This window comes from Priestia abyssalis, assembly GCF_002019595.1.
Lineage (GTDB): Bacteria > Bacillota > Bacilli > Bacillales > Bacillaceae_H > Bacillus_BA > Bacillus_BA abyssalis.
Window position 1 is genome coordinate 1,944,092 of the sequence record NZ_KV917369.1, and the last position, 18,380, is coordinate 1,962,471.

General features: G+C 39.8%; 19 protein-coding genes and 1 riboswitch. Of the genes, 16 read left to right on the forward strand and 3 right to left on the reverse strand.

Annotated elements, in window-relative coordinates:
- The first annotated feature begins 1 nt into the window (after position 1).
- From BK575_RS08945 to BK575_RS08955, 3 genes are all read left to right on the forward strand, one after another.
- The gene (locus BK575_RS08945) at positions 2–1,702 is read left to right on the forward strand and encodes a protein-tyrosine phosphatase family protein (RefSeq protein WP_078410076.1); all 1,701 of its coding nucleotides are present in this window, start codon (positions 2–4) and stop codon (positions 1,700–1,702) included.
- Positions 1,703–1,720: 18 nt separating this feature from the next.
- Complete coding sequence (locus BK575_RS08950) at positions 1,721–2,578, forward strand: hypothetical protein (RefSeq protein WP_139368002.1); 858 nt, start codon at positions 1,721–1,723, stop codon at positions 2,576–2,578.
- A gap of 104 nt (positions 2,579–2,682) precedes the next feature.
- Complete coding sequence (locus tag BK575_RS08955; RefSeq protein WP_169907672.1) at positions 2,683–2,988, forward strand: Uma2 family endonuclease; 306 nt, start codon at positions 2,683–2,685, stop codon at positions 2,986–2,988.
- Here BK575_RS08955 and BK575_RS08960 read toward each other — a convergent pair.
- On the reverse strand, positions 2,975–3,181 hold the full coding sequence (locus BK575_RS08960; protein ID WP_078410079.1) for a heavy-metal-associated domain-containing protein: 207 nt from the start codon (positions 3,179–3,181) through the stop codon (positions 2,975–2,977). The two genes, BK575_RS08955 and BK575_RS08960, sit on opposite strands and share 14 nt — an antisense overlap.
- A gap of 205 nt (positions 3,182–3,386) precedes the next feature.
- Positions 3,387–3,492: riboswitch (SAM riboswitch) on the forward strand.
- 217 nt (positions 3,493–3,709) lie between these two features.
- Between BK575_RS08960 and BK575_RS08965 the strand changes: the two genes are divergently transcribed.
- The 12 genes from BK575_RS08965 to BK575_RS09020 all read left to right on the forward strand — a co-directional run bounded on the left by BK575_RS08965 (position 3,710) and on the right by BK575_RS09020 (position 14,895).
- A complete protein-coding gene (locus BK575_RS08965) occupies positions 3,710–4,723 on the forward strand; it encodes a methionine ABC transporter ATP-binding protein (protein WP_078410080.1) in 1,014 nt (337 codons plus the stop codon).
- Complete coding sequence (locus tag BK575_RS08970; RefSeq protein ID WP_078410081.1) at positions 4,713–5,384, forward strand: methionine ABC transporter permease; 672 nt, start codon at positions 4,713–4,715, stop codon at positions 5,382–5,384. The genes BK575_RS08965 and BK575_RS08970 overlap by 11 nt, the downstream gene beginning before the upstream one ends.
- Positions 5,385–5,404: 20 nt before the next feature.
- Positions 5,405–6,232 (forward strand): MetQ/NlpA family ABC transporter substrate-binding protein, encoded by an 828-nt coding sequence (locus BK575_RS08975; protein WP_078414714.1) that lies wholly within the window; start codon positions 5,405–5,407, stop codon positions 6,230–6,232.
- 360 nt (positions 6,233–6,592) lie between these two features.
- Complete coding sequence (locus BK575_RS08980) at positions 6,593–7,012, forward strand: hypothetical protein (protein WP_078410082.1); 420 nt, start codon at positions 6,593–6,595, stop codon at positions 7,010–7,012.
- Between the two features lie 15 nt (positions 7,013–7,027).
- A complete protein-coding gene (locus BK575_RS08985) occupies positions 7,028–8,434 on the forward strand; it encodes a fused MFS/spermidine synthase (protein WP_078410083.1) in 1,407 nt (468 codons plus the stop codon).
- 99 nt (positions 8,435–8,533) lie between these two features.
- Positions 8,534–9,343: a cobalamin-binding protein gene (locus BK575_RS08990; RefSeq protein WP_078410084.1), complete on the forward strand. Its 810-nt coding sequence runs from the start codon at positions 8,534–8,536 to the stop codon at positions 9,341–9,343.
- Positions 9,344–9,465: 122 nt separating this feature from the next.
- Positions 9,466–9,624, forward strand: coding sequence for a Fur-regulated basic protein FbpA (locus BK575_RS08995; protein ID WP_078410085.1), 159 nt, complete (start codon positions 9,466–9,468; stop codon positions 9,622–9,624).
- A gap of 380 nt (positions 9,625–10,004) precedes the next feature.
- Positions 10,005–10,223, forward strand: coding sequence for a DUF378 domain-containing protein (locus BK575_RS09000; RefSeq protein ID WP_078410086.1), 219 nt, complete (start codon positions 10,005–10,007; stop codon positions 10,221–10,223).
- Positions 10,224–10,346: 123 nt separating this feature from the next.
- Positions 10,347–10,772 carry a cell wall hydrolase gene (locus BK575_RS09005; RefSeq protein WP_078410087.1) on the forward strand — a complete coding sequence of 142 codons (426 nt, stop codon included), beginning with the start codon at positions 10,347–10,349 and terminating at the stop codon, positions 10,770–10,772.
- Positions 10,773–10,947: 175 nt separating this feature from the next.
- Positions 10,948–11,235, forward strand: a complete 288-nt coding sequence (locus BK575_RS09010; RefSeq protein WP_078410088.1) for a hypothetical protein — start codon at positions 10,948–10,950, stop codon at positions 11,233–11,235.
- Between the two features lie 204 nt (positions 11,236–11,439).
- A complete protein-coding gene (locus BK575_RS09015) occupies positions 11,440–13,161 on the forward strand; it encodes an AAA family ATPase (RefSeq protein WP_078410089.1) in 1,722 nt (573 codons plus the stop codon).
- 366 nt (positions 13,162–13,527) lie between these two features.
- Entirely contained in the window at positions 13,528–14,895 is a 1,368-nt protein-coding gene (locus tag BK575_RS09020; protein WP_078410090.1) for an FAD-binding oxidoreductase, read from the forward strand.
- Between the two features lie 169 nt (positions 14,896–15,064).
- Here the strand turns inward: BK575_RS09020 and BK575_RS27990 are convergent, their stop codons facing one another.
- Positions 15,065–15,211, reverse strand: coding sequence for a BH0509 family protein (locus BK575_RS27990; protein ID WP_139368003.1), 147 nt, complete (start codon positions 15,209–15,211; stop codon positions 15,065–15,067).
- A 438-nt stretch (positions 15,212–15,649) separates the two neighbouring features.
- On the opposite strand from BK575_RS27990, the gene thrC reads away from it, so the two are divergent.
- Positions 15,650–17,047 (forward strand): threonine synthase, encoded by a 1,398-nt coding sequence (gene thrC, locus BK575_RS09025; RefSeq protein ID WP_078410091.1) that lies wholly within the window; start codon positions 15,650–15,652, stop codon positions 17,045–17,047.
- Between the two features lie 71 nt (positions 17,048–17,118).
- Here thrC and BK575_RS09030 read toward each other — a convergent pair whose 3' ends face one another.
- Positions 17,119–18,315, reverse strand: coding sequence for an MFS transporter (locus BK575_RS09030; RefSeq protein WP_078410092.1), 1,197 nt, complete (start codon positions 18,313–18,315; stop codon positions 17,119–17,121).
- Between the last annotated feature and the right edge of the window lie 65 nt (positions 18,316–18,380).

Sequence of the window (18,380 nt, forward strand, 5' to 3'; positions counted from 1 at the left end):
CATGTCCAAGTATGTAAAGGTAATCATTACATTATTATTTCTTGGTTCCTTCGGATTTTCAGGGGGAGGCTATTTTCTTCTGTTTTTCATGGTTCCCTTTGAGGAGTGGCTCGTACAGCTTGGCAAAACGCAGAAAGAAATTGATGAGATGATGAAATACTTTGTGTACGGATGGGTGATATTTGGCTTCCTTGTCTCTTACTTGTTTTATAGATTCATTGTCAAGAAAAAAAGAAAGATTCTAGCTTATGTGATTGCGGGCATAGCAGCTGCCAATGCATCATTTGTGTTCTATATGTTCGTGAATACAGACACGGCACTTGTAGCCTTGAGCCGCGGGGAGATTCAAGAATCAAGCGAAAGATTTACATTCGGGCCATACCCCCAGCTTGAAGATATGAAACGGATTAAGGAAGAAGGATATGACGGCATTATTACGTTATTGAGCCCCACAATTGTGTTTGAAAATAAGCTGCTGACTGATGAACTGGCGAATGGGAAAGAGGTTGGATTGTCGATCCATTCTTTTCCCATGCTGCCATGGATTGGCGATAATCAACAATCCATCAATGGAATTTTGGAGTTAATTAACAAAGATCAAAACGGGCGCTATTATGTTCACTGTTATTTGGGAAAACACCGCGTTGATTATATTAAGCGGTTAGTGATGAATGTGACTGGAGTGGAGGCTGAGGAACGAGATGTTATATTGGACGATGATTTCGAACGGGGCTTCGTGTTTGCTCATGAGAGCGAAAGAATCATCGTCGGCCCCTATCCGACAGATGGTGAATGGTTTGATTTGTTAAGAAAAGAAGTGAAAGAAATCGTATCGCTTGTCGACCCCCAATCCAATTCTTATCAAAAAGAGAGAAAACTGGCATTAGAGAATGACATCGTGTTTACTCCTATTGCGGATTTGCCCTTTGACAAAGAGGATACAGAAAAATTGGCGGCGTATCTCCAATCGGCCCAGCATACCATTTACGTTCACAGCTTTACAACTGACGAAAGAATGCTGAAACTGCATTTATATTTAAAGAAAGGTTTAGCCCCAATCGACCACACGGCTCTTCCTCCCAATACAACTGTGATAGGAAATTGGATGGCGGTCGGGGATAGAAGGCCGGATGTGTCTCGACTACTTCAAGCTGGTATCCACGAAATTCAATATGGGAAAGAAGTTCCTGCCCAACCTCAGGGAACTTTTGTGAAAATTGACAGCACAAGTATTGGTGATTTATATAAAGCGGCGCGTGAAATATACAAAAAGGATGCTCCTTTATATGTTTATGAAGACAGCGGGTTACATTCAAATGAACAGTTGATAACTATTTTAAATGGATTTGAATTCGGATATCCAAAGAAATTAGATGACACTCTCACTCAAAATGGCCAAATTGAAGTCGTCAATCGCAAAGAGGTATTTGGCCCCAGCCTAGCTGAAGGGGAATGGGAAGAACATATAGTAGCGCGGGGTGTCCAAAAGGTTGTGATGGTGTATGCAGCAAGTATTCATTCAGAAGAATTACAAATGCAAATGTCATTGGCTAACAAATATGGCATACCGTTTGAAAAAATTGATATGTTTGAAGGCTATGAGAAAGATCTGTTAGAGGAGTTAACATCACAGGATGACACGACCTATGTAATCGTACCTGATGCATTTAAGGACCTTATTATAGGACAGATATCTGATTAAGAACAGGGTTGAATGGTAGTGAGAATAAAGTTTGGAATTTTCATTCTATTAATTGTATTTGCTTCACTTTACTTTGTTAAGGATTATGCTGTTAACCAACAGAAGGTAATAAGTACATGGATATGGGACGGTCGTGCTGACGTTGATCTACAGTTTGCCAAAAAAAATGATGTAAATCAATTGTACTATTACATTGAGAAGGATATCAATTTTGAACAAGTCTCATCTGTGATTAAAAGAGCAAATGAAATGGATATGGAGGTTTATGCATTACAAGGAGATCCAACATGGATATATGAAAACGGAGAGGTGGTTGAATGGCTGTCTTCGGTGAAGGAGTATAATGAACAGTCAGCATTTCCGTTTGCAGGCATTGTATTTGATGTTGAACCATACTTATTGCCTGAATGGGACAGGGATGCTAAAAGTATCTCTGTTCAATTTCTATCATTCATACGGAAGATTGAGAGCATGGAAACTGAGTTGCCAATCAAGTGGACTGTCCCGTTTTGGTTTGATAATATACCAGGCGAGAATGGCCTATCGTTGGCAGAGGCTATTTTTAAAGAGACCAATGGAATTATTATAATGGCCTATCGCAATAAGTTATTTGGTCAGGATGGTTTATTAAAACACATAGAAGCCGAAATAGAATGGTCAAAAAAATATAAAACATCTCTCATAGTTGCCGTAGAGACGAGAAAATCGGAAGTTGAGAAAATATCTTTTTACGGAAAAGGTAAAGACCAATTTTATTCAAGCATGAAAAAGCTGCAAGAAACGTTGAAACAGGAAAAGTATATCGAAGGCATCTCCATTCATTATTTAGACACATGGAAAGCGTTGGTTAATGGAAACGAGCCAGCTAATCAATAAATCGTTTTAGTAAGATGAGAAAGCAAGTTCACTTGGCTCGTTTCTTTTCACTATATATACATATTCTCCCCATCGAGCAGGTTTGCCAATATCGTGCTGTTCTTATGAGTATGAATCAACTTCATCGTAAGAAAGTAACATACGCTGAATATGTGACATGGTCTGATGAGTCACGCTATGAAATCATTGATGGCATTCCCTATATGCAGACTGCACCATCACGGCAGCACCAACGTATTGTCACTCAACTAAGAGGTGAACTATATACATTCCTAAAAGGGAAAACACGTGAAGTATATACAGCTCCATTTGACGTTAGGTTATCTGCTGCAGAGGATGAAGGAGAATATCATGTTGTACAGCCTGATATTAGCGTAGTATGCGTTGAAAGAAAATTTATTGGATATTGAAGTTATGCTGCTGCAAAGTGATGGCAATTCGTTCTCTTGAGATCTTCGTATGATCAAACTCGACTTTTACCTCGCCATCAGTCGTATCTACTGACACCTTTTCGATTCCTTTCATGCCAGCCAAAATGTGTTCAACATTAATGATGGACTGATCTGTTGCTGTTTCTTTCAAAAAAAAGGTCGTTTCATTCATTTAGCTTTCCTCCTGCCTGTTTTGTCTTCTTTTCTTTTAGTTTACACGGAGGGGAATAAATTAAACCTCTCGAGGATAAAGCTTGCAGTCACATTCAAGTTGGGGTCAGTTATTAAGTGAAATGTATACAGAATACAAAATGCTATATTTTGGTTGACAAAGACATAATATACTTGTATTATTTAAAGAGTCCAATTATTCATAATACTTATCCAGAGAGACCGAGGGATTAGGCCCTATGACGTCCGGCAACCCCCTTATTGGGAAGGTGCCAATTCCTGCAGAATGGCTTTCATTCTGAAAGATAAGTCGAAATATAGATTATGTTTCGATGCTCTTTTCAGTTGAAAGGGGCATTTTTTTATTTGAATGATGGGTTGGGAGCTGATTCTTTGAACAAATCTATTAATTAGAATGTATATATATAGATTTGAACATATTTTCAAAGACACTGCTCTCCTGTGTATGTCATAATCCCGAGAACAACTCGCTCGGAAATACTAGCTTTAGAGAAAATGGGGTCATCATATGATTGAAATTCAAAATCTTTCAAAGATTTACAAAACGAAAAACGGGTTAGTGAAAGGTGTGGATGAAGTCTCGATCACCATTCAAGAAGGAGAAATCTATGGGATTGTAGGATATTCCGGTGCCGGAAAAAGCTCCTTGCTTCGCTGTATTAATTTATTGGAGAGACCTACATCCGGAACGATTACGGTGGATGGGACTGATTTAACATCTTTAAAGGGTGAAAACTTGCGGGTGGCAAGGTTAAAAATCGGGATGATTTTCCAGCATTTTTATTTAATTAGCCAAAAAACCGTGTTTGAGAACATTGCTTTTGCATTAAAAGCTGCAAAAATGCCGGCAGATCAAATAAAGGGGCGGGTAGAAGAATTGCTTGAAATGGTTGGGCTTTCCGATAAAAGAGATGTTTACCCGGCACAGCTGAGCGGGGGACAAAAACAACGGGTTGCCATTGCAAGGGCGCTTGCCAATAACCCGACGGTGCTTTTATGTGATGAAGCTACATCTGCTTTGGACCCAAAGACGACCAAGTCCATTTTGAATTTATTGAAAAAGATCAATAAAGAATTCAACATTACCATTGTCCTCATTACTCATGAAATGGATGTTGTAAAGGAAATTTGCAACCGAATGGCGATCATGCAAGGTGGAAAGGTCATTGAAGAAGGTTCTGTCTATGACATCTTCGCCGATCCAAAGAACGAATTAACAAAAGAGTTTATCGAAAGCGTCGTTTCCTTTGAAGTACCTGAGGCGATTGTCAGCCGCTGTGAAGGACCGATTGTGAAAATCATGTTCAAAGGGAAAGTCGCCGGCGAAGGGATTATTTCAGATACACTTCAGCAATTTAATGTGAAAGGCAACTTTCTTCACGGTTCCATTGAATATATTCAAGAAATGCCGCTTGGTATCTTCATTATGGAACTAAAAGGACAAACAGAAGAAATTAACACCGCCCTTCAGTATATTGAAAAACGGGAAGCGATAGTGGAGGTGTTACGTAATGGGCTTTGATTTTAATCATTTGATAGAACTACTTCCTGATATAAATCAGGCATTTATTCAAACGATTTATATGATTACCATCTCTCTGGCAGTTTCAGTGGTAGTCGGGCTGCCAATCGGGATTTTATTATATGTCACTGATAAGGGTTTGTTTTTTGAAAATCGTTTAGCCAAATCGGTATTAGATTTTGTAGTAAATATGGTACGGTCGATTCCATTTATTATTTTATTGGTGGCGTTACTTCCATTTACAAAGTTTTTGGTAGGTACAACCATTGGGCCAACCGCAGCAAGTGTTTCTCTTTCCGTTGCGGCCATTCCATTTTTTGCCCGGATTGTGGAAACTGCTTTAAGGGAGATTGATAACGGAGTCATTGAAGCAGCTGTGGCTGCCGGTGCCACTCCGTGGATGATCATAAAGGAGGTATTGTTGCTGGAAGCCAAATCCGGAATTATTTCGGGTATTACCTTAACCCTTATTAGTTTAATTGGGTTTTCGGCCATGGCCGGTACTGTCGGCGGCGGGGGAATCGGAGACTTGGCCATCCGCTTTGGTTATTATCGATATGACAATACAATTATGATTGCAACAGTTGTCATCTTAATTGTTCTAGTTCAAGTTGTTCAGCTTTTAGGTGATTTTATCGCCAAAGTTGTAGATAAAAGATAAAGAGAAAGAGGGAGAAGATGATGAAAAAATGGCTTAAAGCTTTTATTCCATTATTTGTTGCGGGAGCTTTATCAGCGTGTGGTAACACAGGCGGCAATGAAGAGGCAAACACGGATACGAAAGAAGTTAAATTTGGTGCGACTGCCGGTCCTTATAGTGATATGGTGAAGAAAGCCATTGCACCAGAGTTAGAAGAAAAGGGATATAAAGTAGAGATTGTAGAATTCAGCGATTACATCCAACCTAATATGGCATTGGATCAAGGGGATATTCAAGCGAACTTGTTCCAGCACACGATTTACCTTGAGAATTTTGAAAAAGAAAATAATATGGACTTAACGGCATTAATTTCGGTTCCAACAGCACCGATGGGAATCTACTCGAACACGTACCAGTCTCTAGATGAAGTAAAAGAAGGAGCAACTGTTACGGTTCCAAATGACCCGACGAATGCAGCCCGTGCTTTCAATACATTGGAAGATGAGGGGTTAATCAAACTCGATGAGAAGACAGATCCGCTTACCGTTTCTGAAAAAGATATCGTAGAAAATAAGAAAAATTTAGTGTTCCAGCCAATTGAAGCAGGCCAGCTTCCCCGTTCAGTAGAAAGTGCGGACTTAGCAGCCGTACCAGGAAACTTTGCGCTGGCAGCGAAGATGGACTTGCTTAGTGCATTGGCTCTTGAAAATATGATGGATCCTTACCGCAATGTCGTAGCTGTCAAAGCAGAAAATGAAGATTCTCAACTAACAAAAGACCTAAAAGAAATTGTAGAATCAGAAGACTTTGAGAAAGTGATTGATGAAGAATTTGAAGGATTTGGAAAGCCTGAATGGATGGAGAAATAAGTCACTTCCTATAAGTAGAAGGCTGTTTAATTTTCATATTTAGGGCCAGTCCCCCGTTGAGTAAAAGTATTCACTTGACGGGGGACTGGTCCTTTTTCACAGTACATGTTTTTTTGATTTGAGCCAGATGGTAGAGTAGTAGTAGGACATTCAAGACAGAAACTGAAATATTTTTAAATGAAATAGTGAGGTAGACCAATGGAATGGTAAACATTGCATGATAAGATAAATGAAGACATTCTTATTTTTTCGCAGAATTTAGATGTGATCAACGGTTGTAAATTCGCTGTTGATAGTAGATGTACATAAAAGTAAAATGACAGATGTTTTATATACTTGAAGGGGAGTGTGCTAGATAAGATGCTTTATACATGGGATATCGAGAAAATCATTAAAAATACATTACAGGAGCACAATTTAAATATTAATTATGAATTTAACAATCATCTACCTGCACCTATGAGCTATAACGTCTCAACAAATACAATCAAATTTAATTATCTTCAAGTTAACGGTTATATAGGTAACATTAGAATGAAAGAGACAGATGAAAATGTGGTTAAAATCATTCTGTATCATGAGATTGGTTATTATTTAGATTTTAAGAAAAACAAACATGACTTAAGAATTCTAATGTATGGTGATGAAGAAGAAAAAGAAAGTCTTAAAGCTGAAATAGAAATGAATGCCTGGGAATATGGGAGAACATTAGTGCCCGAACAGCTATTAGATTTATATGATAAAGTACGTGAATTAGATCAAATGCTAATAAAGCGCTAATAATGGAGTTTGCTGATGAATAAGAGAATCTATCTTAATCTTTTTATTGTTAGTTTTGTCATCATGGGACTCGAGATGACGGCCGCTCGCTTTATTGCACCCTCGTTTGGAAACACTGTATACACGTGGGGAATCGTTATTTCCATTTTTCTCATTGGCTCATCCATTGGATATATGGCTGGCGGGTTTATTGGAGACCAGAGTTACAGTCATAAAATGATGCATTTTCTTTATGTTTTTGGAATCATGACAGTAGCTCTCATCCCAATGATTAAGGATTTTATGTTTCCTTATTTGGAATCCTTCTCAAGTACTCTAGGAACAACTATGGGGGTTACTATTTTATACTTTATTCCCAATATCATATTCAGCAGCATGGGCACTATACTAATGAAAGACGGCCTGGATGAAAAGGTGAGCGGGAAGGCCATTGGGTCTCTCCATACCGCATCGGCAATAGGCAGTGTATTGGGGACATTGGTGACGACGTTTTTTCTCATTCCATTAACACACATTCATTCAGTGATCAGTGTATTTGCCTTTATGATATTTTTCGCTTACTTATGCTATGTTGAAGTGAAAGCCGCCTCACAAATTCTATTAGTGCTGGCTGCGCTTCTTTTTGTTTTTTTGCCCTTTTTTTCAGCTAAAGTAAAAACCTCTGAAATACTCCATAAGACAACGAGTCTGTATCATGACATCTACGTATATCAATCTACTTCTTTTAATGGAAAAGAGGGGAACTATCGATATCTCACTTTTGGCAATAAGACAACGATTCAAGGGGTCATCGACTTGGACGACCCTGACAGATTAGTGGTCGATTATGCCAAAAGTGTATGGCAGATTTCTGATGTTTTTGCACCAAAAAGTGAAAAGGTATTCATGATTGGTCATGGAATAGGAACACTGACTAGAAAATTTGAACAAGAGGGTAAGCAAGTAAAAGTTGTGGAACTAGACAAGGGCGTTTTGGAGGTAAGCCGGGATTATTTCCAGTATGAAGGGAACAGTGTTGAAATTGGAGATGGCAGAAAATTATTAAAAGAAACAAAGGATACATTCGATGTAATGGTATTGGATGCCTATAACAACACACATCATGTACCTTTCCATTTAATTTCGAGGGAATTCTTTTCGTTAACAAGCGAAAAATTGAATGATGATGGAATTCTCATCATTAATGCCATCGGAAACCCGAAAAAGGATGCAGTCATCGAATCGATGAACACCACATTAAAAAGCGTCTATCCTTATGTATATATATTTGCAAAAGGAGAGAAGAAGGGGTTACAAAATTTGACGATTGTGGGAAGCAAAGAGCCTCTTGATAGTAAAAAGATAACGGGTCAGCACGTCATAAAAGTGAATGAAGGCGAGTTGATTTTAGACGGGGATACGAAACTCCGTCATTTAAATTGATCAAACACGGAGAGAATCTATTAAGCAAATAAAAGATTCTCCGCAAGACATTTATGCATGTATGAAAGAACGATATTTAAGGATAAGGGAGATTCTAAGATGAAATTAATATCCATTTGTCCAAGTAATACAGAATTATTGGCCTATTTAGGCTTAACTTCTTCCTTAATAGGTGTGGATGATTTCTCAGATTGGCCTGAGAGTGTGAACGCATTGCCAAGGCTTGGTCCTGATTTAGACATTGATATGGACAAGGTCGAAGAACTGCAGCCTGACTTAGTACTGGCATCTCTCACAGTACCTGGAATGGAACGAAATATCGAAGAGCTGAAGAAGAGAAAGATACCATATATCATCGTACCTAACCCTAAGACATTAACAGAGGTTGGAGAAAGCTTGCTGTTTGTCGGACAAGCGACGAATACTTATGACAAAGCAAAACGATTATTTGAGAAATACAATCTTATCCTTGAAAACTACCATTTTTTATCTAAGCAAATAGAAAAGCCGAAAACACTTTATTGGGAATGGTGGGCTAAACCTATTTTTACCCCTGGTGCCGATAATTGGTTAACCGAAATGAGTGAGCTTGCAGGAGGGAGAAACGTATTTCAAGATAAGACTGAAGCAAGTGTCCAAACAGATTGGGACGAAGTTAAAAAAAGAAATCCCGATGTGATATGCATTGTATGGGTTGGGGTACAGAAGGAAAAAGTGAATCCGAAGGTGATCCTAAAACGCCCTGAGTCAGAGCAAATGGCGGCGATTAAAAACAATCAATTGTACATATTAGAGGAACCGTTATTTTGCCGTCCTTCGCCCAGATTATTACTCGGTTTAAATAAGATAGCGAGTATTCTTCACCCTTCTATTTTTCCGCCAATGATCGAAAATAAAAAAGACATTTAATGATGATTTTAAAGTCAATTCTTCGGAATTGCTGCATACAATTAAATTTGTTGATGTGTTGGTCATTGACGATTTAAAAAGGAAAATGTGGTGTTTAAAAAGAAAGGAGCTATGTTTCGAATATGCAGAGAGGTCTCTTAAACCAAGCAGTTCAAATGCGCAAAGAGTATCTTATTAATCAGCTCATTGAAGTTGGGTATACGAAGACGGCGGATGGCAGGCAACTGTACGAGTTGACATTAACGGAGCTTGAGGTAGTTTATAATAATATCATCGGATAAGAAATAAGCAAATAAAAAAGCTAAAAGTCATTTGACTTTTAGCTTCATAAGAATGCGGCATTAATATTGAGAGAAAGAATTCATTAGAACTCTCAGGTAATTGAGTTCCGAGCTTGGTTTTAAATTCGGAAAAGCGATAATAGATGATATTTTTCTTTAAGCCCCAATAATCTCTTCTTGTGTTTTATCTGTTTTCATCCGTAACAATTTTTCACCATTATATTGTATTCTTAAATAAATCCAATCATCGACAATATTGATCAATCGTATTCTAAATAATCAATAATGACAATAAATTTTATTCATATAGCCACCACATACAAGCATAAACTGTAATAAGAAATACTTCTTTTAGAAGTAGGCAGCAAGGAGGTGACAACATGAGATTCCTATCGGGTTTAACAAGTCTTCTTTTGATTATTGGTGGTTTGAACTGGCTTGCTGTAGCATTAGGTGTCAATGTCGTAGAGGCATGGTTTGGATCCTGGGAATGGTTAGTGAATACAATTTACTGGTTAGTGGGATTATCTGCACTTTATCAAATTTATGATTGTTTCTTTGCAAGTAATGGGCAATCAGTAAAAAGTAAATCGCAATGATAAAATAATATATTAATTATGAATAATCTAGAGTGTTAGGATATTTTTCTAACACTCTTTTTATCGTCATGATTGTAAATAAACAACAATATTATAGAAGGTAACTACAACGGAGGTGAAGTCATGGCGGTTGTCAAACATACGCAAGCAGATATTGACCTCTTGGCCAGATTGCTTAGGGCTGAAGCTGAGGGAGAAGGACTTCAAGGAATGCTGATGGTTGGCAATGTAGGCATTAACCGAATAAGAGCAAATTGTTCCGATTTTAAAGGACTTCGTACCATTCCGCAAATGATTTATCAACCTCATGCCTTTGAAGCTACGACTAAGGGCTATTTTTATCAAAGGGCAAGAGAAAGCGAAAGACGCTTAGCACGGCGGGTTGTTGGAGGAGAGAGAATCTGGCCTGCAAAATTTAGTTTATGGTATTTTAGGCCGCCAGGCGATTGTCCTCCAACATGGTATAATCAGCCTCACGTAGGACGTTACAAACTTCACTGTTTTTATGAACCAAAAGCCGCAGAATGTGAGGAAGTTTATAGATTATAAGATAAGGAAAGTGCCTTGATAGGATCAGACTCCACTAAGTTAAATGATTAATAAAGTGGAGGACTGGTCCTTTTTCTCGTATGTAACAAATTGTACCATCCTTTTTTAAAATTTATATAGCTGTCATCACCTGTCTACTTTACAAGCATAGTATGTATAAAGGTGGTGATGATGAATGGCCTTTACACTTTCAAGCTGGATGATGTACACAATGTGTGCTGTATTGGGATTAATGATTATTGATTTTCTTTTTGCCTTTTTCAAATCATTTTGGATAGGTTCCTTCAGCCCGACGATCGTATTGGACTATTTAAAGGATATCCTCTATTACGTCTTCCCGTTGAACATTATTATATCCCTGATTCCCCTCGATCCTACTGGTTGGATTCTTGTCATATTTTATTTCATTGGCGGTCTTGCTGTAATTATCAAATATATAATGGATATTAAAGGGAAATTTTAATAAAACATTTTTTAGCCTTCTATACATGAAGGTTTTTTTATTCAAAAATAACTGTGAAAAAGATGGCGGAATGATTCAAAAACTAGAATAACAGATTCGTACAAAAGAAAAATATTTTTAAGTACTGCCAACTATTCCAGGTACCATAAGGGCAAATTAATCATAAAATATTCTGAAATTTCAGTTAAATAGGGAAGTGAGGCCATGAAGAAATATCAGTGGATCAAGTGGCGCAAACTCATACTTTGGATAGCGGCTCTTATCTTTATCGGCGTCCTGTTGTTTGCTGGCGGCCCGACATATTGGCAAATCACTTTGACGATTCTCGGATTTGTTCTGCGACTCCTCTTCGCCATGATGTTTATGATCATTCAGTTTGTTGCGCTCTTTTGGTTTCTGGCCAGGGGGCGTACGTACTGGATTCTGCCCGGCGAAACTGGTTCTACCTGGGATGACTACAGAGGGAATCCCGAAATCGTTGAAAATGCCAAACGCATTGTTACCCTGCTTAAGGGGGTCAAGGAGTTTAAGGAGATGGGCGGCGAGGCGATCCGGGGATTGCTGCTTTGCGGACCGCCGGGTACAGGAAAGTCTTATCTGGCCCAAGTAATCGCGAATGAAGCACAGGTGCCGTTTGCTTACGCCTCTGCTCCTAGCTTTCAAAACATGTTCTTTGGCGTCGGCAATCTCAAGGTGATGGGCCTTTACAGGAAGGCTCGTAAACTTGCACGTGTGTATGGGGCCTGCATCATATTCATCGATGAGATTGATGCAATCGGTATGGCCCGTCAGGCTGGAGGGGGTGGCGGAGGATTGTTCGGTATGGGAGGGGCAGGTTTGCTCAACGAACTGCTTCTGCAGATGGACCCGCCAAACCTTGATAACTCCAAGTTAGCCAAGTTGTTTCGCTCACTCGGACTGCGGCGTAAAAAGGCTGAACGTCCTGCTGTACTGACGGTTGCAGCTACGAATCTGCCAGATGTACTGGACCCTGCGCTGCTCCGCCCAGGTCGTTTTGACCGGAAGCTGTGGGTCGATGCCCCAGACTATGATGGACGATTGGACGTTTTTCAGTACTACCTCGAAAAGGTTAAACGGGATTCTACTTTAACACCAGAGCGGGCAGCACTTGACACGATTGGCTACAGCCCGGCGCAGATCAAACATATCGTTAATGAGTCGGTTGTGATCGCCCATCAGAGGGGTGCGGAGCTTGCTAATTATGAAGACTTTCGGAACGCCATGGAGACTTATGAATGGGGCCTCAAACAACCGCTTCGCTCCATGAGCGAGGACGAGAAGCGGAACGTTGCTTACCACGAAGCCGGCCATGCAGTTGCCCAATACTTGCTGCAGCCTCACGATCGTGTCTGGAAGGTCACGATTATCCGAAGGGGCGGTGCTCTTGGTCTCGCTGCCACTAAGCCGACGAAGGAGCGGTATAATCGTAGTGACAGCGAAATCCTGGCGGGCATCCAAGTTTGTCTGGCAGCGCGAGCGGTAGAAGAAGAATTCCTTGGCAAGAAATTAAATGGCGTTACCTCTGATCTCCGTCAGGCTACATTGTTGGCCGGTGCCTATCTTGGTATGGTCGGAATGGGCGACGAACTGTTCAGCTGGCTTTCTATAGGATCTTACTCTGAGGCACTCAAGGCACTTCGACCGAAAATCAATGAGCTGCTGCATGACCAAATGCTGCAAGTTAAAAAACTGGTCAAAGAACACGGCGATTTTGTCCATGCGATTGCCGAGGAGTTACTAAAGCAGGGAGATTTGACTGGTGAGCAAATTGATCAAATCTATGTACGGTTGTATGGCCAAAATCGGCCAGAGCCTCCTCTTGTAACAACCCGGAATAAAGAGAGCAACAACAACCTCTCGATTTTAGACAACTCCAGCGAAGTCGATAAAGGAGAACAGTTTTGATATTAAGGGGTTTCGGATGGAAGCAGGCATTTTATCTATCGTCCTCTGTAATGGGTAGCGGCTGGTTACGAATTAGTAACTAGTCTTTTTTTGTACTTAGAATAGAATATTCACTACGGCAGTTAATCCGGCGGGGGACTGGCCCTTCCACTTGAGCCGTGCTGCTCTGTAATTGGCAAAGGGGCCATCTCTATAATAGCTGCTTGTTGAGGCGAAATAAAGTAGTAGACACTATGTTCTAAAGAATCCACCCTTCGAAAAATTTAGAAAAAACAGAAAAATAATTGAAATTTTAACCATTTACAAGGTAAAATGAAATAGTCTAAATGAACTATTTTGAATATCGAAAACAGGGGTGGTTAGGAAATGTTTAGTACACTTGAAAAACATGTAGGCAGCCGATTAATACGTCCAAATGATGAGTTGTATGATGAGAAGAGAAAAGTATGGAACGCTGCCATCGACAGAAAACCAGCCGCAATCGTCGTTTGTGAGTCAGAAGATGATGTGATGGCAGCCGTACAGTTTGCGAAGGAACATCAATTGTCCATTTCAGTTCGCGCCGGCGGACACCATGTAGCCGGTCTTGCTGTTTGTGATGATGGATTGATGATCGATTTATCGCAAATGAGAAAAGTAACCGTGGATAAAGAGAGGAGAGTAGCTCTTGTAGAAGGTGGGGCCATTCTTGGAGACATTGATCTTGAAACGCAAAAATACGGCCTGGCCACTCCTACTGGAACGGTTTCTGAAACGGGTGTCGCAGGGCTGGCTTTAAACGGCGGCATCGGTTATTTAAGAGGAAAGTACGGATTAACATGTGACAACATCGTTGGTGCGAGAGTCGTAACGGCAGAAGGCGTGTTACTTGATGTGAATGAGAAGAATCATCCTGATCTATTTTGGGCCATCCGCGGCGGAGGCGGCAATTTTGGAGTCGTGACCAGATTCGAATTTGCCCTGCATGCTGTAGGGACGGAAGTATGGGCTTTGGATGTTATGTACGATTTGAAGGATGCCAAACAAGTTTTACAAAAGGCGCAGCAATTTTTAGCTCAAGCCCCGGATGAAGCGGTTTCCCTTAATTTCACAGCGGCTGTATTGCCGCCTGTACCATTTTTACCTGAATTTTTACACCATAAAAAAGTAATCATGCTTTTAGGAATGTATGCGGGTGATGCAAAAGAAGGAGAAGCGGTCATGCAGCCTCTGCGCGAGTTAGCAGAACCAATCGTTGACCAAACAGGTGTTGTACCGTTTACAGCGCTTCAAAAGAAACTGGATCCAATGGTGCCGGATCACGTACCTGTTTACGGGACTTCCCTTTACTTTGATGACTTAACGGACGAAGCAATTGAGCAGATTCTTTATAAAATAGATAATGCACCAGCCCCAAGTATACTCGTTCAACTATGGGCACTTGGCGGAAAGATGAACCGGGTACCTGTCAAGGAAACTTCGTTTGCGATTCGAGATGCAAAATTTGTCCTATTGGTTGATATCATGGCCATGGCAGGTGACGACGATGTATGTAAACAATGGGTAGACTCTTTCTATGCAGGATTGCTGCCATCTTCCCATAAACATGCGTCGTATCTCAATGCGATTGGCACAAGCGAAGATACAACGAAGAGTGCATTTCAAGAAAATTATGATCGCCTAATGGAAGTAAAAAAACTGTATGATCCGCATAATCGATTCCGTCATAACCATAATATTGATCCGGAAGGGTGATGTAGTGGCGGGAAAAGAAAGGAAGCTGAAAGTCAGCAAGGTCAAAAAGTAACTGAAATCCACTTATTACAAAAGAACGGGTTTGCAAGAAATTACTTCTGAAATGATAAAAAGCGGGAAACCCTAAATTATCAAAGTTTTCCCCGCTTTTTATCATTTTATATTTGAGTTACATATAATCATAAACAGAATCATCAAAATAGAGCCAGTGATAATATTCAATCTGTGGATCTGTCATCTTGGAAATCTCGTTCTCATTGAATTTTTGTTGCTCAATTAATTTCTGCGCTTTGGAATTTCTTTCTGCTTGGCTCATCTTAAATCCTCCCTATAGTATAAGAAGTAACGAAGTATTTAAATATTGAAAACGTTTTCTTTTTTCTTGTTTTTATTATATATCTCAATCTGAGATTAAACAAATATCAAATATAGATGATTTTTCAGAGAATAATATAGAAATGTTATTTATCCCGCATTAACGGGCAGTAAGACCCCTACTTCAAAGCTTAAGTGGAGGATAACTGTCCGTAAACAGATAGTCCATGTGGAAAGTCCTTGAGCCGCATGGACTTTTCTTATAGCAAAAACTTGCATTTTCCAAGTCGCTTTTATCTATTAATCAAACAAATATCAAACTGTTGAAAGAGCAGTACAAAAAAAGTCTGATATTTCAGCAAATATTTCAATTCTATATTGACTCACAGCGAATTCTAGGTAACGATAGTAATATATTATATTTTTCTTGGAGGATGTTATGAAATATATTAGTACACGCGGGAATGTAAGTGAAATTGGTTTTATTGATACAGTCTTAATGGGCTTGGCAACGGATGGAGGACTTTTAGTTCCGGAAAAAATCCCACAAATTCCTGCGGAAAAGCTGCAGGCAATGTCCCAGTTGACTTATACTGAATTGGCATACGAAATCATTTCCTATTATGTTGATGGGGAAATTCCAGAAAATGAACTCAAGGAATTAATTGAGAAAAGCTATGGAACTTTCCGCCATCCTGAGGTAACTCCTGTTCAAAAGGTAAAGGATAACATGTATGTGCTGGAACTGTTCCATGGCCCAACCTTTGCTTTTAAAGATGTGGCCCTGCAATTTTTAGGAAATTTGTATTCCTATATAGCAAAGAAGACAGGTGTAACCATCAATATTCTTGGTGCTACTTCAGGGGATACAGGTGCATCAGCTATTGAGGGTGTAAGAGGAAAAGAAGGGATTCGTATTTGTATTTTGCACCCCCATGGAAAAGTAAGCAAGGTACAAGAACTGCAAATGACGACTGTTCATGATGAAAGTGTTTTGAATTTAGCGATAAAAGGAACGTTTGATGATGGTCAAAGAATCATCAAGGAATTATTCGCAGATTTGGAATTCAAAAACAAATATCATCTGCGTGCCATTAATTCCATTAACTTTGCTCGTATTTTAGCGCAAACCGTCTATTATTTCTATGCGTATTTCCAAGTGGCAAAAGAGAAAGACATCAAGAGCCTCAACTTCAGTGTGCCGACAGGAAATTTCGGGGACATCTTTGCCGGTTATTTGGCGAAGAGAATGGGTCTTCCAGTTGGTAAGCTCATTGTTGCAACGAATGAGAATAATATTTTAGAACGTTTTATCAAGGATGGAGTATACCAGCCTGGTGAGTTCCGCAGTACGTACAGCCCTTCCATGGATATTCAAGTAGCCAGCAACTTTGAGCGTTATCTGTACTACTTACTTGATGAAAATCCAGGCGCCGTAACTGCCTTAATGGATCAATTTAAATCAGAAGGAAAAATGGTTGTGAATGAGGAGCAGCTTCGACAGGTAAAAGCAGATTTTGCGGCACATGGAGTAGAGGGAGAAGAATGTCTGCAAACGATCAGCAAGTACTATGCTGAAACGAATTATTTACTTGATCCGCACACTTCTTGCGGAGTCGCTGCTTACGAAATTTGTAATGATCCGAGTGAAGTATGCGTCACACTCGCAACAGCACATCCGGCAAAATTCAATGAATCCATCGAACGTTGTGAGATTGAACAGACATTCCCTGAACAAATTAGTCAACTGTTTGACAAACCACAATACCTGGAAGTGATCGAGGCGGCCAATGATGAAATTGTTCGGAAATTAGAGAAGCATTTTAGTTCGAAATAAAAAGAGGGTCAGTTCTCCGCTGAGTTAGCATTTTAACTCGGTGGGGGACTGGTCCTTTTATCATGAATTTATTATCGACTTTCCACATTTTGCACGATTTTTCCTTTTTTATTGCTCTCAGAAAAAAACTGACGATAAATAAATAGAAGGGCAATTGAAAAGATGACCCCGAAAGCAAAGAACTCCAATTCGTAACCGAACCAGTAAAAAGATGTACCAACTATCGGGCCAATCGTCATCCATACGTAACGAAAGAAATTATAAACACCAGTAGATATAGCCCGATAAAGAGGCATTTCATTTGCGAGAAGAGTTGTTTGCAAAGGTAGTGATAAGCCTAGAAACATACCGAATAAAGATATATTAACGATTAGAATAGATAAGGATATCGAAGAGACCAAAGCAAATAAAAACACGGATGCCACATTTAACGAAGTCATCACCAGCAGCAATTTTTTTATTTCAAAATGCTCCTGTATACGTCCCCCTATGAAGCTTCCAATTACGATGAAGACAGATATTGGAAGGAACATTAAACCGGTTTGACTCGGAGTCAGTGCATACAGATCAATAAGGATATTTGGCAGCAATATTAATAATGTATAGAACACAGAATATTGTACTGAACCAAGTATGACAACCCCAAAGCCAATCCGATGAGTCAGTACCGCTGTCAATTGACTAAGGTGGAATCGGTCGCTCCCGCTTTTGCCTGTGCTGGTTTCAGGCAGACTGAAGTAAAGGATTAGCCAAAGTACTAAGCTGATTACAAGAAGAACCCAGAATAAATGGTTAATTCCATAATACTGTCCGACAATACCCCCGAATATGGGACCAAGGCCTGGTCCGAGCGCCACAAGCATTTGATAGATACCCATAGAACGTCCGCGCATTTTTCCTTCGAACAAATCACCAATTACTGTAATGGCGGCAACTGAGCCTACCGCAATCCCAATTGCCTGTAGCGCACGAAAAATAATGAGTGACGGAACCGTATACGATAATGCTGCTCCAACAGTCGCCAACAAATAGAACATAAATCCAATTAACAAAATTCGTCGTCGGCCGTATTTGTCGATTAGGGGACCGTACACTAGCTGCATGAAGGCAAAGAAAATTGGATAAATTGAAACGGTCAAATTGACGGAGTTTTGTGAAGCATTAAATTGCTCTGCGATTTCAGGCAGCATCGGCGTGTAGATTGTTTGGGTAAACGGACCGAAAAACGCAGCCGTAGAGACCAGGTAAACCAAAAAAGTTTTGCGCATTACTTTCGTCGTCTCCTTAAGCTTATTTGTTTACAATAAGGAGTATACATAATATATTTGGTTCA

Coding starts and splice junctions, on each gene's coding strand:
- BK575_RS08945 (WP_078410076.1), top strand. CDS start 2: ATGTCCAAGTATGTAAAGGTAATCATTACATTATTATTTCTTGGTTCC.
- BK575_RS08955 (WP_169907672.1), top strand. CDS start 2,683: ATGAGTATGAATCAACTTCATCGTAAGAAAGTAACATACGCTGAATAT.
- BK575_RS08960 (WP_078410079.1), bottom strand. CDS start 3,181: ATGAATGAAACGACCTTTTTTTTGAAAGAAACAGCAACAGATCAGTCC.
- BK575_RS08965 (WP_078410080.1), top strand. CDS start 3,710: ATGATTGAAATTCAAAATCTTTCAAAGATTTACAAAACGAAAAACGGG.
- BK575_RS08970 (WP_078410081.1), top strand. CDS start 4,713: ATGGGCTTTGATTTTAATCATTTGATAGAACTACTTCCTGATATAAAT.
- BK575_RS08975 (WP_078414714.1), top strand. CDS start 5,405: ATGAAAAAATGGCTTAAAGCTTTTATTCCATTATTTGTTGCGGGAGCT.
- BK575_RS08980 (WP_078410082.1), top strand. CDS start 6,593: ATGCTTTATACATGGGATATCGAGAAAATCATTAAAAATACATTACAG.
- BK575_RS08985 (WP_078410083.1), top strand. CDS start 7,028: ATGAATAAGAGAATCTATCTTAATCTTTTTATTGTTAGTTTTGTCATC.
- BK575_RS08990 (WP_078410084.1), top strand. CDS start 8,534: ATGAAATTAATATCCATTTGTCCAAGTAATACAGAATTATTGGCCTAT.
- BK575_RS08995 (WP_078410085.1), top strand. CDS start 9,466: ATGCAGAGAGGTCTCTTAAACCAAGCAGTTCAAATGCGCAAAGAGTAT.
- BK575_RS09000 (WP_078410086.1), top strand. CDS start 10,005: ATGAGATTCCTATCGGGTTTAACAAGTCTTCTTTTGATTATTGGTGGT.
- BK575_RS09005 (WP_078410087.1), top strand. CDS start 10,347: ATGGCGGTTGTCAAACATACGCAAGCAGATATTGACCTCTTGGCCAGA.
- BK575_RS09010 (WP_078410088.1), top strand. CDS start 10,948: ATGGCCTTTACACTTTCAAGCTGGATGATGTACACAATGTGTGCTGTA.
- BK575_RS09015 (WP_078410089.1), top strand. CDS start 11,440: ATGAAGAAATATCAGTGGATCAAGTGGCGCAAACTCATACTTTGGATA.
- BK575_RS09020 (WP_078410090.1), top strand. CDS start 13,528: ATGTTTAGTACACTTGAAAAACATGTAGGCAGCCGATTAATACGTCCA.
- BK575_RS27990 (WP_139368003.1), bottom strand. CDS start 15,211: ATGAGCCAAGCAGAAAGAAATTCCAAAGCGCAGAAATTAATTGAGCAA.
- thrC (WP_078410091.1), top strand. CDS start 15,650: ATGAAATATATTAGTACACGCGGGAATGTAAGTGAAATTGGTTTTATT.
- BK575_RS09030 (WP_078410092.1), bottom strand. CDS start 18,315: ATGCGCAAAACTTTTTTGGTTTACCTGGTCTCTACGGCTGCGTTTTTC.